The sequence below is a fragment of the Stenotrophomonas sp. JAI102 genome, from assembly GCF_013409105.1.
GTDB classification, from domain to species: domain Bacteria; phylum Pseudomonadota; class Gammaproteobacteria; order Xanthomonadales; family Xanthomonadaceae; genus Stenotrophomonas; species Stenotrophomonas maltophilia_AA.
In genome coordinates, this window is sequence record NZ_JACCCI010000001.1 from 986,922 (window position 1) to 1,000,468 (window position 13,547).

General features: G+C 68.4%; 12 protein-coding genes. 3 read left to right on the forward strand and 9 right to left on the reverse strand.

The annotated features are described in order from the left end of the window. Positions 1–261: 261 nt before the first annotated feature. On the forward strand, positions 262–2,460 hold the full coding sequence (locus tag HDC96_RS04585) for a TonB-dependent siderophore receptor (RefSeq protein WP_179458941.1): 2,199 nt from the start codon (positions 262–264) through the stop codon (positions 2,458–2,460). Between the two features lie 69 nt (positions 2,461–2,529). On the opposite strand, the gene HDC96_RS04590 is transcribed toward HDC96_RS04585, so the two are convergent. The 7 genes from HDC96_RS04590 to HDC96_RS04620 all read right to left on the reverse strand — a co-directional run bounded on the left by HDC96_RS04590 (position 2,530) and on the right by HDC96_RS04620 (position 9,526). Further along, entirely contained in the window at positions 2,530–3,297 is a 768-nt protein-coding gene (locus HDC96_RS04590; protein WP_179458942.1) for a heme ABC transporter ATP-binding protein, read from the reverse strand. Then, the gene (locus tag HDC96_RS04595; protein WP_179458943.1) at positions 3,294–4,337 is read right to left on the reverse strand and encodes an iron ABC transporter permease; all 1,044 of its coding nucleotides are present in this window, start codon (positions 4,335–4,337) and stop codon (positions 3,294–3,296) included. The genes HDC96_RS04590 and HDC96_RS04595 overlap by 4 nt, the downstream gene beginning before the upstream one ends. 11 nt (positions 4,338–4,348) lie before the next feature. Beyond that, complete coding sequence (locus HDC96_RS04600) at positions 4,349–5,383, reverse strand: ABC transporter substrate-binding protein (RefSeq protein ID WP_179458944.1); 1,035 nt, start codon at positions 5,381–5,383, stop codon at positions 4,349–4,351. A 69-nt stretch (positions 5,384–5,452) separates the two neighbouring features. Beyond that, positions 5,453–6,835: an ATP-binding protein gene (locus HDC96_RS04605; RefSeq protein ID WP_179458945.1), complete on the reverse strand. Its 1,383-nt coding sequence runs from the start codon at positions 6,833–6,835 to the stop codon at positions 5,453–5,455. Positions 6,836–6,956: 121 nt separating this feature from the next. Then, a complete protein-coding gene (locus HDC96_RS04610) occupies positions 6,957–7,964 on the reverse strand; it encodes an alpha/beta hydrolase-fold protein (protein ID WP_179458946.1) in 1,008 nt (335 codons plus the stop codon). Between the two features lie 112 nt (positions 7,965–8,076). Next, positions 8,077–8,832, reverse strand: a complete 756-nt coding sequence (locus HDC96_RS04615) for a hypothetical protein (protein ID WP_179458947.1) — start codon at positions 8,830–8,832, stop codon at positions 8,077–8,079. A gap of 85 nt (positions 8,833–8,917) precedes the next feature. Next, positions 8,918–9,526 (reverse strand): TetR/AcrR family transcriptional regulator, encoded by a 609-nt coding sequence (locus HDC96_RS04620; protein ID WP_179458948.1) that lies wholly within the window; start codon positions 9,524–9,526, stop codon positions 8,918–8,920. Between the two features lie 75 nt (positions 9,527–9,601). Between HDC96_RS04620 and HDC96_RS04625 the strand changes: the two genes are divergently transcribed. Further along, positions 9,602–10,207 carry an NAD(P)H-dependent oxidoreductase gene (locus HDC96_RS04625; RefSeq protein WP_179458949.1) on the forward strand — a complete coding sequence of 202 codons (606 nt, stop codon included), beginning with the start codon at positions 9,602–9,604 and terminating at the stop codon, positions 10,205–10,207. 22 nt (positions 10,208–10,229) lie between these two features. On the opposite strand, the gene HDC96_RS04630 is transcribed toward HDC96_RS04625, so the two are convergent. Continuing rightward, entirely contained in the window at positions 10,230–11,681 is a 1,452-nt protein-coding gene (locus HDC96_RS04630) for an amidohydrolase family protein (RefSeq protein ID WP_179458950.1), read from the reverse strand. 110 nt (positions 11,682–11,791) lie between these two features. Further along, a complete protein-coding gene (locus tag HDC96_RS04635; RefSeq protein ID WP_179458951.1) occupies positions 11,792–12,397 on the reverse strand; it encodes a glutathione S-transferase family protein in 606 nt (201 codons plus the stop codon). A gap of 114 nt (positions 12,398–12,511) precedes the next feature. Between HDC96_RS04635 and HDC96_RS04640 the strand changes: the two genes are divergently transcribed. Next, complete coding sequence (locus HDC96_RS04640) at positions 12,512–13,507, forward strand: WYL domain-containing protein (RefSeq protein ID WP_179458952.1); 996 nt, start codon at positions 12,512–12,514, stop codon at positions 13,505–13,507. Positions 13,508–13,547: the final 40 nt, after the last annotated feature.

Consider the following 13,547-nt stretch of genomic DNA (forward strand, 5'->3'; position numbering starts at 1 on the left):
ACCTCCCGTGGCCGGCTACAAGCCCTGATTAACATCACCCATGCAACACTGAACCCCACGCACTCCGATAAGGCTCGTTGTTGGCACACCGACATAATGAGCAATTCGGACATGAGAATGGGTCGCAATTGCGTATATGACGGGAATCCTTAAAATGGCGGCCTATGCGTCGCCAGCGGCGACGCCCGCGCGTCAGGCTCCGCCCCTAAAAGCAACGAGCCGCGCTCGCGCCCCTCCTTCCGCGTTGCCGAGTTGTTGCCCATGACCTGCTGCTCCTCCCCGAATCCGCGCCGGTTGCGCCCCAACCTGCTGGCCCTGGCCTGCCTGGCCGCCGCGCTTGCTCCTGCCGCCCATGCCCAGACCGCGACCGATCTGGATGCGGTGCGGGTCAATGCCTACCGCGCCGCCAACAGCACCAGCGGCGCGACCAAGACCAGCACCGCGCTGGCCGAAACCTCGCAGTCGGTCTCCGTGATCGAGCGCGCCGAACTGGATGCCCGTGGCGTGCAGTCGCTCAACGATGCGATGCGCTATGTCGCCGGCGTCAGCCTCGAAAGCTCGGGCATCGACAACCGCGTGGACGATTTCCGCATCCGTGGCTTCGATGCCGGCAGCTGGTCCAACAACGTCACCCTGGATGGCATGCGCGCGCCGCAGGGCAGCCAGTGGAACCGCAGCATGTTCGACAGCTGGAACCTGGAGCGGGTGGAAGTGCTCAAGGGTCCGTCCGCCGTGATGTATGGCCAGGTGGCGCCGGGCGGCATGGTCAACCAGGTCAGCAAGACCCCCACTCCGGACCAGATGCAGCAGCTGCGCCTGGGCGTCGATGCGAATGGCCAGTACAGCGCCGCTTTCGACGTGGGCGCCGGCACTGCGGGGGATGATCACCTGTTCCGCCTGGTCGGCCTGTACCGTGACGGCCAGACCCAGATCAAGCGCACCGAACAGGAGCACTGGTTCCTCGCCCCCAGCTACACCTGGCAGCTCGCCGAACGCACCCGCTTGACCCTGCTGGGCCTGTACCAGAAAGACGATGGCGGCTCGACCTACCAGTTCCTGCCGGCGGCCGGCACGCTCAATCCGACGGCGTCGGGCTACATGAAGAACAGCACCTTCATCGGCGAGCCGGACTGGAACACCTTCGACCGCACGCTGTGGACCGCCGGCTGGATGTTCGAGCACCAGTTCAACGACCACCTCACGCTGACCCAGAGCGCGCGCCGCACGCATGTCGATTCGCTGTTCCGCAGCGTGGTCACCTTCGGCGCACTGAATGCCGATGGCCGCACCCAGAACCGCCGCGGCGTGATGGGCACCGGCGACTCCGATGGCGACACCTTCGATACCCGCCTGCAGGCGCGCTTCAGCACCGGCGCGGTCGACCATACCGTGCTGCTCGGCTGGGACTGGCAGCGTGCGGACTGGGAAGGCGTGCGCAGCGCCATGAGCAGCCCGCGCCCGATCGACATCTTCAATCCGGTGTATTCGACCTACCGGCCGACGGTGAGCACGGAAACCCCGACCGCCGGGATCAATCGCCAGAGCGGCGTGTACCTGCAGGACCAGCTGGCGCTCGGCAACTGGCGGATGACGTTCGGCGGCCGCTACGACTGGACCAAGGACGACAGCAGCAGCGCCAACCGCAACATCGCCACCGGCATCTCCACGCCGGGCGGGCGCAACGTGATCAGGAGCGAGGCGTTCACCGGCCGCGCGGGTGTGCTGTACGTGTTCGAGAACGGGCTGACCCCGTACGTGAGCTACGCCGAATCGTTCCAGCCCTCGACCAAATCGCCGCTGGACAGCTTCACCCAGACCGCGTTCGAGCCGGTGACCGGATCGCAGTGGGAAGCCGGCCTGAAGTACCAGCCGGCCTCGGTGGATGGGCTGGTCACCCTGTCGGTCTACGACCTGCGCCAGCAGAACATGATCGTGGATGATCCGGTGGCCTCGCATCGCAACTGCGGCGCGACCGGTACCGCCACCTGCTCGATCCAGGGTGACGAAGGCCGCGTGCGCGGCATCGAACTGGAAGGGCGGATCACCCCGATCGAGGGCTTCAGCCTGATCGGTGCCGCCTCCCGCATGGACTCGGAAATGACCCGTTCGGCGCCCTACAAGGGCAGGGAACTGGCGATGGTGCCCGACTACAGCGCCTCGTTCTGGGCGGACTACACCTTCCAGGCCGGCGCCCTGCAGGGTCTCAGCCTGGCGGCCGGCGCACGCTACAACGGCGTCAGCTACGGCGACAGCGCCAACCTGTACCGGATTCCGTCCTACACCCTGTTCGATGCGGCGATCCGCTATGACGTGGGCCGGATCGGCGGCACCCAGGTGCAGCTGGCACTCAACGCCAGCAACCTGGCCGACAAGCGTTTCGTGTCGACCTGCACCGGCGTATCGTCGTGCTATTACGGCAGCGGCCGCACGGTGATGGCGACCGCCAGATTCGGCTGGTAATCCGTAAACGGCAGGGCTGGCCGATGGGCCGGCTCCCGTCACACCGTCAACGCGCCGGCCAACCCGGCGCTACGCGTCGGTCACCACCACCAACGGAACATCGCGCTGCGGATGCCGCAGCACCAGCACCGGCTGCTGGTAGACCCGCTCGATATGCTCGCGCGTCAGGACCTCGGTAGGCGTCCCGTCGGCGGCCACGCGGCCCTGTTCCAGCAACACGATCCGATCCGCGTAGGCCGCGGCCAGATTCAGGTCATGCAGCACCACGATCACACAGGCGCCGGCATCGGCCAGCTCGCGGACCGCGCGCAACGTGCGTTCCTGATGGCGGAGATCCAACGCCGCCGTCGGCTCGTCCAGCAGCAACAGCGGCGTGTCCTGGGTCAGCACGCGGGCGAAGGTCGTCCGCGCCGCCTCACCGCCGGACAGATGCTCCACTTCCCGCTCGATCAACGCATGCAGGTCGGCACGCGCCAGCGCATCGGCGATGCAGGCCGCGTCTGTGACCGGGTCCGGCGGATGCGGCAGGCGCCCCATCGCGACCACTTCATGCACACGGAAGGCGAACCGGACCGCGTGCTCCTGCGGCATCACCGCGCGCTCGCGCGCCAGCGGCTTGGCCTTCCACTCCGCCAGCGGCTGTCCACGCAGCAGCACGTGGCCCTGCTCCGCCTCCAGATCGCCGGCAGCCACCGCCAGCAGCGTCGACTTGCCCGCACCGTTCGGGCCGACCAGCGCCGTCACCGTGCCGGGCACGAAATCCAGCGTGATGTCATCCAGGATGCGACGTGCGCCGCGACTGAGCTGCACCGACTGCAGTTGCAGCAACGCGCTCATGCGCCGCTCCGATGGCGCTGACGCATCACCAGCCACAGGAAGAACGGCGCACCCAGCGCGGCCGAGAACAGACCCAGCGGGATCTCTGACGGTGGATCCAGCGTGCGTGCGGCGGTGTCGGCGACCACGATCAGCAGCGCTCCGGCCACGGCCGAGACCGGCAGCAGCCAGCGATGGCCGGGGCCGACCAGCAGGCGCACGACATGCGGCACGACCAGACCCACGAAGCCGATCGAGCCGGCGAATGCGACCGCCGCACCGACCAGCAGCGCGCTGAAGGCGATCAGCTTGAGCCGTGTGCGCTTCACATCCAGCCCCAGGTGCTGGGCCTGGCGCTCACCGAGCGCGAGCATGTCCAGCGGCGTGGCCAGCCGCAGCAGCGCGATCGTGCCGAGCACGAACACCGGCGCCACCGCGATCACATCCCGCCAGTCGGCCTGGGCCAGCGAGCCCATCTGCCAGAACACCAGCGACTGCAGCTCGCTCTCGCTGGCAATGTAGGTCAGGAATCCGATCATCGCCGAGCAGAACGCGGCGATGGCGATGCCGACCAGCAGCAATGTCGCCGTGCCACTGCCCTGCCCCGGCCGTGCCAGCAGGTAGGTCAATGTGATCGCGCCACCGGCACCGGCAAAGGCGGCCAGCGGCAGCGTCCATGCACCCAACGCGCCGGCCCCGAGCACGATCGCGGACACCGCGCCCAAGGCCGCGCCCTGGGTGACGCCGACGATGCCGGGGTCGGCCAGCGGATTACCGAACAGACCCTGCAGACTCGCACCGGCCATCGCCAGTGCGGCGCCCACCATCGCGCCCAGCAAGGCACGCGGAATGCGCAGCTGCCAGACCACCGCCAGATCGCGGGTGCTGACGCTGGCCGGATCAGCCAGCCCCAGCTTCACACCGATCGCCTGCAGCACCTCCATCGGCGGCAGCCGCAACGGGCCCACCGCGAAGGAGGCAATGATCGCGATCAGCAATCCCACCGCGGCCCAGATCAACACGGTCGCGCCACGGCGGCGCGCAGGACTCGACACCGCCATGCTTTACGCCCTCACGGACGCGGCACGGTGGCGAAGGCCGCGGCCAGAGCGACCGCGCCGCTGCCCGAGGCGACACTGGCGGACTTCAGCTCCACGTCCGGCATCACCCACACGCGATTGGCCGCACCGGCCGGCGTCTGCCGCAGGGTCGGATACGCGCGCCACAGGCCGGCCTGGCCACCGAACAGGGCCAGGTCGTTCTCGGTCACCAGGATCACGTCCGGCGCAGCGGCCACCACGCCCTCATTGCTCAGTGCCGAGTAGTTGGCCACGCCAGCCTCGTCACCGATGTTGATGCCACCGGCCAGCGTGATCAGCTTGCCCGAGGCGCTGTCCGAGCCCGCCACCGTCGGCGCGCCGCCGGCACCGGTCGCGGAAACATGGATCACGCGCGGGTGCCACGCCAGCGCCGCACCACTGGCCTTGGCCGCATCCAGCTGCGACTGCACCTTCGTGGCGAGTGCGTCACCCTGCTCGGCCATGCCGACCGCGGCGGCGACCTTGCGCACCTTGTCGGCCGCCGGCTGCAGATCATCGACGATCACCGCCGCTTCGCCTGCGCCGCGCAGCTTGGCGGCCAGATCGGAGTGACGGCGCAGGCTGTTTCCCAGGAACAGGGTGCCCTGCAGGCTCAACACGCCTTCCACGCCCGTGGTGCGGTTGAACAGGAATTGTTTGGGCGCCTTGCGCCCGGATTCGGTGGCGGAGCGCAGCGGCGCGGCGTACACCTGATCGTCCAGGCCAAGCGCTTCGAGCACGGCGATGATGTCATCGCCGCCGGCAATGATCTTCGAGGTGTCGGTCACCGTCGTGGCCACGCCATCATCGGAGTTGACCTGTGCCGGCAACTGCTGGGTGGCGCCGTCGATGTCGGGCACGTCCACGCCCACCACACGCTGCCAGCCTTCCGGCAGTGCTTCGGGAGTCTGCGCGGCCGATGCGGCAGCGGTGTCGGTAGCAGGTGCAGCGGGCTCTTTCGAGCACCCGGCGATCACGGCGACCAGGGACAGCGCCAGCAGGCTGCGGCGGACAACAATCGACTTCATGGCAGTTCCTCTTCAATCAGAACGGCGGGGCTGTACGCCCCGCCGCCGGTGCAACGCTCTCCGCGGAACTCAGTTCGCGCGGGCGCTGATGCGGGTGATGCGGTCGCCCTTGGGATCCTGGGCATCACGCGACTTGTTGACGGCAAACACGTTGCCCTTGCCATCTTCACGCACATGGTTCGGGAAGGTGCCGCCATCCAGGTTGCCGACCACCCTGCCGTTGCCGTCGACCACGGTCACCGTACCGGCACCGCGGTTGGTCACGTAGGCGAGCTTGGACACCGGCTCGAATGCCACGTTCAGCGCACCCGCGCCGACCGGCACGTCGTGCAGCACCTTGCCGCTGGCGACATCGACGATCAGCAGGTTGTCCGTGCCCTGCGAGGCCACGTACAGCCGACCTGCCGAAGCGTCATAGGCCACGCCGGAGGCGCTGATCGAGTTGCCCAGGTCGATGACCTTCTCCACCTTGCCGGTGGTGGTGTCGATCACCGCCGCTTCGGGCGTGCCGATGCTGACGGTGAACAGCTTGCCGGCCGCTTCATCCAGCACCAGGCTCATCGGGACGAACTTCTTGTCGTCCACGCCCGAGGCCAGGGTGATCGGCTCCAGCGGCTGCAGGGTACGGGCATCGAACACCGACAGATGGTCTTCACCGGCGGCCGAGGCGAACACCTTGCCATGGCGACCATCGACCACGATGTCGCGGGCATGCGGCACCGCGCCGACGTCGAACTGGCGCACCAGCGACAGGTCCTTCTGGCGATATACGGCCACGGTGTCCTGGCGGGTGTTGGTGACCCACACGTTGCCGTTGGCATCGTCCACGCCCACGCCATACACCGCGAATACCGCACCGCCCTTGCCGCCCGGCACTGCGGCCGGGGTGATCTTCGCGGTGACCTTGAGCGTCTTCGGGTCGAGCTTGAGCAGCTGCGACTGGGTCACCGGCGGGCGACCGACCGCCGCGGTGACGAACACCGCATTGCTGGCCGCGCTGTAGGCCGACTGGTACAGGCCCTGGACCAGCTTGGCCGAGGTCTGGTTGAAATTCTGCTGGCCGCTGAGCGGCAGGTTCGGCGAGACGCGCAGCGACAGCACCGTTGCCGCGGACGGCTGGCTGGCACGCACGATCACCGGCTGCTGGCCGGGCACGGCATCGGCGGGAATCGCGACGTTGCCCTTGAAGTTGCCCTCGGCGTCGACCACGTACGGGGTGGCGTTGAGCACGGTCTCGCCGCGCAGCAGGGTGACGTGCTGGCCCGGCACGAACTGGCGGCCGATCACCTCGGCATCGCTGCCCGGCACCACGTTCTGGCCACGGCTGATCACTTCACCACGGAAGCCGTTGGCCGGCGCATCGAACACCTGCTGCGCGAACACGGCAGGACTGGCCAGCGACAGCGCAATGGCCAGGGCGGCGACACGCGGGAGGGTTTTCAGGGTGTACATCAGCAGACTCCTTCTGTTGGGGGCGCGCCGGTTGGCGCGTTGTCACAGTGCTTGCCTTGGCGTGGCCGCGGTCCGTTGCGGCGGTGGCACAGGGCCACGGAACTGCCTGGGTAACGAAAAATCAGGACGCCGGCACGGGCGTGCCGCTGCGATCGGCGATGCCATACAACTGGCTCAGCGTGGCCCTGAGCGACGCCGGCAGCATCGGCCCATGGCCAAGGCCGGGAAATTCGCGGTACTGCACGGTCAGGCCCGGCACCTTGGCCAGGCGGGTGGCCAGCTGCTGCGCGGCATCGGGCGTCGCCCCGCCGATACGGCGCAGGTGCGCGACCACGCGCGGATTGGTCATGTCGCGCACCCCGCGGTTGCCGGTGCGCTCATCGCCGCCGAGCATCACCGTCACCTGTGCCGGCTGACCCTGGGTGTTGGCAATGAACTGGCGCTCCATGTCGCCCAGCGGCGCGCCCTGGCTCCACCACAGCGATGGGCTGGCCGACACGTAATGCTGGAACGCGGCCGGGCGGGTATACAGCGTGCTGACCACGAACAGGCCGCCCAGCGAATGGCCCCACAGCGACTGCTGCTGCAGATCGATGCTGGCGCGGCGCTGCACTTCCGGCTTGATCCGGCGCTCGATCAGATCGAGAAACGCATACGCACCACCACCGCTGGACTGCGACGTGCCGTTTTCGTCATCGGCGGTATCGATCCACGCGGTGTAATCGCGGGTGCGTGCCGCGGAATCGATGCGCAGGTCGTTGTCGTAACCGATGAACACCAGCACCGGCGCGGCATGCGCGGCCAGATCGGCAAGCATCGCCTGGTCGAGCACCATCGCCGCGGCGTTGCCGTCGAGCATGTACAGCACCGGTGCCGGCGTGGCCGAGGCCTTCGCCGGCACACCGACATTCACCCGCCAGCGTCGGGCGTGATCCGGACTGTCGAGCACGAAGTGTTCGAAGCGATAACTCTGCGCCGGCTGGTCCAGTACCGTCTCACCGACTTTCTGCTCGGGATTGCGCTGCTGCGCCGACGCCGGCGACAGCGCCGCCATGCCGATGGCGGTCGCCACGCCCAGCGTGCGCAACCACGGCGATACGGAAGAGATCAGCGACGACGAAACAATCATGACTACCCGGAGCGAGGGACGGTGCTATCGCGCCAGTGTAACTCAAATGAGAATGGGTATCACTGACGTTGCGCTGACCGCCCTGCCCGGGCGCCCTGGAACGCCCGAGGTTTCAGCGCGCGCAGTCACCCGACGCCGTGCGCGCCTCACCCACGGTCGCGCCCCCTTTCCCACTGGCCGACAGCCAGCCTGCCAGGGACATCGCATCCGGTATCCCCGCCGCCATCGGGGCGGACGAGATCACCAGTTCGCGCGACGTGCCGACCGGCTCCAGCTCGGCCAGGCGCGCCGCCTTGTCACCGTCGGTGCTGACGAAGTCGTCCGGCCCCGAACGCGGCGTCTTCGTGGTGTTCGCGGTCTTGACCGCCTTGACCCGCAGCTCGCCGGTGGCACCACCGGTAACGGTCACCGCGTACTGCTCCTTGCCATAGGCCCAGGAGGTCTCGCGCTGCACCGTGGCTGCCTGCCCATCGGCCGGCAGTTCCAGCGTATCGCCTGCGAGCCCCTGCACCATCGCCATGCCCCCCATCACCGCCATGTACATGCCGTACGCGCGCATCTGCTTCTCCTCGGCCGTCTTCGCCGCGGGCGCACCCGGCCAGCTCGCCTCGAGATTCAGATGCGCCTTGCCGCTGCACAGTGTCAGCACGACCGGCCGACCCTCGCCTTCGCCAAGGCTGATCAGACTGTCGCCGTTGTGGAACTGCTGTACGCGCCCGATCAATGACGCGCCGCGCGTCGGCACCTGGTTCACCTCGACACGGGACGCGCTTTTCAGACGCTCATTCAACGACACGGTCGTCGCGGTGGCGGGCAAGGCCGCGCCGATCGCGGCAGCGAGTACGAACACAGGGAAAAAAGCGCGCATGGCATCCAGTCCAGAAGGGCGGGACATCATACGCGCCCACTCGACGACCGCTTCGCACGTCCTCGCCCTGTCGTGCAGGCAGCGCTCAGCCGCGCGCCACCATCGCCATGATGGTCGCCGCCAGCTCCTGCTCCGCCTGCAGCGGCGTGATGTCGCCGGTGGTCGCTGCAGCAGAGAGACCTTCCGCGGCGCCGAGCATGCCCCACAGCCCCGCCTGCGCCAACGCGCCTGCGGGTGCGAAGGGTGACAACAGCGCGCGGCACTGCTCAAGAAACACGACGTCGTACTCGCGCTTGATACGCGCCAGTTCCGGTGAACCGGCCAGCGCAGCGATCACGCCCGGAATCTCACGCCCCTGTTTCATCACGCACGCCACGTAGGCTTCCGCGATGACCTGCGCCTTGTCCTCAAGCGTCGGGCCACTGCCGGCGAACCGCGCCTCCATCACCACACCCTGGCGCGCATCGAAGTCGCGGTACAGCGCGGCCAGCAGACCGGCCCGCGTACCGAAATGGTCATACACCACCGGCTTGGTCACGCCGGCCTGCTCGGCCAGACGCCCCAATGTGAGCGCATCGGTGCCTTCCTCGCGGATCAGCCGCCACGCCTCTGCCAGCAGCTGGCGCAGACGGTCATCGCGGGTCATGCGGCGGCGGGGTGCCACGGGGGCAGGCGCAACGGGCGGATTTGACATGGCTATATACCAATCGTAACTTACGTTCCGTAACTTACCGAAAGTATACAAGCCCTTCCCCGCCCCAGGAATCCCATGCACGCGCTCATCGTCGTCTCCCACCCCGATCCCGACTCCCTGACCCACGCCGTCGCGACCCAGATCGCAGCAGGCATCACCGCCAATGACGGCAGCACCGCCGAGCTCGCCGACCTCGACGCAGAGGGCTTCGACCCGCGTTTCAACCGGGCGGACCTGCAGGGCCACCACCGCAACGCCCCCGTCCCTGCCGATGTCCTGGCCGAACAGGCCCGGCTCGACCGCGCCGATGCCGTGGTGCTGGTGTTCCCGGTCTACTGGTGGGGCATGCCTGCCCTGCTGAAGGGCTGGATCGATCGGGTCTTCTCCAATGGCTGGGCCTATGACGACAGCAGCGGCCAGGGCGTGCTCAAGAAGCTCGGCCACCTGCCCGTCCATCTGGTCGGGCTCGGCGGCGCCGACGACCGCACCTGGCAGAAGCGCGGCTATACCGGTGCGATGAAGACCCAGATCGAGACCGGCATCTTTGACTACTGCGGCGCGCCGGTGCGGTCGTCCACGCTGTTGCTGGAGACGGACACGGGCGACGCACGCGCGCACCTGCAGACCGCGCTCTCACTCGGTCAACGCATTGCAGGCAACGCCGACGTACCCGGGCACTGAAGCCCGGGCGTACCGACAGGTATCAGGGCGTCGGTTTGGCGCCCTCTGCCTTCCACGCCGCGACCTTCGCTTTGGTCTGCTCGAGCAACGCATCGAGCGCCTTGCGGTCATAGCCCTGGCCCCGCAGCACCACGTACTGGATGCCGCGCGTGGCCTCGATGTCCTCCAGCGGATTGCGCTCCAGCAACACGAGGTCGGCCGCTTTGCCGGGCGCGACCGCGCCGTAGCGATCCAGCGTGCCGAACCAGGCCGGGCCAGCGCGCGTCGCCGCTGACAGGGCCTGCGCCGGCGTCAGCCCTTCCTTGACGAACAGCGACAGCTCGTCATGCAGGCCGATACCCGGATAGTTGAACGAATTGAGGAAGCCGGCATCGGTACCGGCCATGATCGTGACGCCGGCCTGCTGCAGCATCGGCAGCACGGCGGCGACCTGGTGGTATTCCTGGTGGCGGGCCTGGATCTGCGCGGGCGTCGCCTTGGCCGCGCGTTCGACGCGCCAGGCATAGGTCGCCTGCAGTTTCGGTCCGATGTAGGCCAGGTACGGATCATCGCGATGATCGTCCTGGTCGAGGAAGTCCAGGATGCGGCCGCCATTGAGGGTCGGGGTCACGAACACCCCCTTGGCCGCGAAGCCACGGTAGGCGGCCATGGCGGTATCGGGATCGAAGCCGGCATCCAGGCGTGCGGTGGCCTGCGCGCGATCGATGCGCTTGGCCGCGAAGTCCGCGGCGATGCCGGCTTCGTCCTTGACCCCCGCCTTGTAGGCATAGTCCAGGTGCTCGATGGAACTGATGCCGGCATCGACGGCCTGCTGCACGGTCAGCGCCATCGGAATATGCCCGGACGCACGCAGGCCGTTGGCGCGCGCTCCGCGTACGGCGGCCAAGAACAGCTCCGGCGTCAGCGTGCTGTCGGTGATCTTGACGAAGTCGACCTTGTCTCGCTTCAACCGCAGGAAGGCCGCATCCAGATCGGCCTGGCTGCCGACCTCGATCGTCCCCTTCCAGACCGGCTTCACGCCTTCGATCTTGGCGCCCGAGGTGAACAGCTGCGGGCCGGCCAACAGGCCGCGGGCGATCTCGCCACGCCACTGCAGCACCTGCTCGGGCAGATCGCCCGAGGCGTCACGGATGGTGGTGATGCCATGGGCGATGTACAGCGGCAGCAGCGCCTTGTTCTCTTCGATGAGCGCCGCCCCCCCACCGAAGTGCACATGCATGTCCCACAGCCCCGGGATGAGGTAGCGCCCCTTGCCGTCCACCTGCTGCGTGGCCTGCCATGCCTTGCGCATGGCCCGGTCGCTGCCCACCGCGACGATGTCCTGGCCCCGCACGACGACGGTCTGGTCGGCCCGCGTGGTGGCGTGCTCCACGTCGACGACGGTGGCATGGCGGATCATCAGATCGGCCTGCTCGGCCGCGAACGCGGCGGGGGCCAGTGCAAGCAGCACCGGAAGGGCAAGACGCAGGGACATGGGCAGTGCACCGGAGTTGAAGAACCGGGCCACCTTACGGTCGGGCCCGGTCCATTCACCAGTTAAATTTTGGAATGCGCCTCATGCACATTCCCGATGCAGCCAATGCCTCAGACCTCGCCCTGCATCGCGGGCCGTGCCTGCACCTGCTGCAACCAGGCCGCCACGGCCGGATGCGCGTCCACCGCCGCCCCCATGTAGGTGCCATACCCCACCACCTGGCCCACGACCAGATCCACCAGCGAGTACGCGTCACCGAGCATCCAGGGCTGCTGCGACAGGCGCGCCTCCAGCAGGTCCAGCAATCCGTTGGCGGCGTGGATGCCGGCCGCCGCATGGTCGGCACTGCGCAGCGCATCGTCCATGGTGGCCAGCCACACGCGGCCGATCACCGCGCCATAGGTGACATATGCCCAGGTGCACCAGGACATCGCCTCCAGCCGCGCCGGTGTTCCGTCCTGCGGCCACAGGCCCTTGGCCACGCCGTAGTGCTCGCCCAGCCACAGGTGGATCGCCAGGCCTTCAAACAGCGGCGTGCCATCCACCACCAGGCACGGCACCTTGCCGTTGGGGTTGATCGCCAGGTACTCGGGGGTGCGCTGCTCGCCGGCGCGGATGTCGATCTTGACGCGCTCGTGGGGCACCGCCAGTTCGGCCAGGGCGCAGGCGATGGGGGTGGCGCTGGACATCGGGTGCCAATAGAAGACGAGGGACATCGGAAACTCCTTGAGGGTGATGAGGGGTGCGACCGGAGCGGTCCTGCACCGTCGCCTCAAGGCTAGCCGCCCTTGCGGACAGAACCCGCCCGCAATGGCTGCTACGCTTTGCCCATGCTGACCGCCTCCGCCCGCCTGCTGAGCCTGTTGTCCCTGCTGCAGTCGCGCCCGCACTGGAGCGGCGCCACGCTGGCCGAGCGCATGGAGATCCATCCGCGCACCCTGCGCCGCGACATCGACCGGCTGCGGCAGCTCGGCTATCCGATCCACGCCAGCACCGGCGTGGCCGGCGGCTACGCGTTCCGCGCAGGGCGTGCCCTGCCGCCCCTGCTGCTCGATGACGAGGAAGCCTTGGCGGCGGCGATCGCCCTGCGCACGGCGGTGACCGGCACCATCAGCGGTATCGAGCAGACCGCGATCACCGCGCTGGTCAAGATCGAACAGGCCATGCCGCCACGCCTGCGGCCGCGGCTGGAGGCACTGCGTTCGGCGATCCTGCCGACGGACCAGATCGGCCCCCTGGTGGATGCCGGCCGGCTGACCACACTGGCCGCCGCCTGCCGCGACCAGGTGCAGCTCGCCTTCGCGTACACCGATCGCGAAGGCCAGCCGAGTTCCCGCCAAGTCGAGCCGCAGGGCGTGGTGCACACCGATCGACGCTGGTATCTGGTGGCCTGGGATTGCCTGCGGGCGGACTGGCGCACCTTCCGCATCGATCGCATCGCCAGCGCACCGGTAGTGGGCGCGCACTTCGCGCCCCGGGCGGGCCCTGGCGATGGCGACCTGCGAAGGTGGGTCGCCCGCTCGCTGTCGCTCGGGCAGTATCCCGATGAGGCGCGGATCATCCTGCATGCGCCGCTGGCCGCGCTGCGCCAGCGCATTCCCGCGTCGGCCGGCGTGCTGGAAGTCGTCGATGGCCAGCGCTGTCTGCTGCGTTGCGGCGCCAATCCGATGGGCTCGGTGATCTATTGGCTGCTGGCCATGGACCTGGAGTTCGAGGTGCTGGGCCCGCCGGCGCTGATCGAGCGGCTTCGCGAGACCGGCGAACGGGTGGCCCGCAGCCTGACACAGCACGCTGCCGAGGCCGCGCCGATGCCCGGGCGCGCTTAGCCGCCCGGCGTCGCCATGGCGGACCTCGCCATCGCGCTTC

Bases quoted from the DNA above. Each gene is read 5' to 3' on its own strand.
- HDC96_RS04635 (WP_179458951.1), bottom strand. From the start codon at position 12,397: ATGTCCCTCGTCTTCTATTGGCACCCGATGTCCAGCGCCACCCCCATC.
- HDC96_RS04610 (WP_179458946.1), bottom strand. From the start codon at position 7,964: ATGATTGTTTCGTCGTCGCTGATCTCTTCCGTATCGCCGTGGTTGCGC.
- HDC96_RS04600 (WP_179458944.1), bottom strand. From the start codon at position 5,383: ATGAAGTCGATTGTTGTCCGCCGCAGCCTGCTGGCGCTGTCCCTGGTC.
- HDC96_RS04585 (WP_179458941.1), top strand. From the start codon at position 262: ATGACCTGCTGCTCCTCCCCGAATCCGCGCCGGTTGCGCCCCAACCTG.
- HDC96_RS04620 (WP_179458948.1), bottom strand. From the start codon at position 9,526: ATGTCAAATCCGCCCGTTGCGCCTGCCCCCGTGGCACCCCGCCGCCGC.
- HDC96_RS04640 (WP_179458952.1), top strand. From the start codon at position 12,512: ATGCTGACCGCCTCCGCCCGCCTGCTGAGCCTGTTGTCCCTGCTGCAG.
- HDC96_RS04595 (WP_179458943.1), bottom strand. From the start codon at position 4,337: ATGGCGGTGTCGAGTCCTGCGCGCCGCCGTGGCGCGACCGTGTTGATC.
- HDC96_RS04625 (WP_179458949.1), top strand. From the start codon at position 9,602: ATGCACGCGCTCATCGTCGTCTCCCACCCCGATCCCGACTCCCTGACC.
- HDC96_RS04630 (WP_179458950.1), bottom strand. From the start codon at position 11,681: ATGTCCCTGCGTCTTGCCCTTCCGGTGCTGCTTGCACTGGCCCCCGCC.
- HDC96_RS04605 (WP_179458945.1), bottom strand. From the start codon at position 6,835: ATGTACACCCTGAAAACCCTCCCGCGTGTCGCCGCCCTGGCCATTGCG.
- HDC96_RS04590 (WP_179458942.1), bottom strand. From the start codon at position 3,297: ATGAGCGCGTTGCTGCAACTGCAGTCGGTGCAGCTCAGTCGCGGCGCA.
- HDC96_RS04615 (WP_179458947.1), bottom strand. From the start codon at position 8,832: ATGCGCGCTTTTTTCCCTGTGTTCGTACTCGCTGCCGCGATCGGCGCG.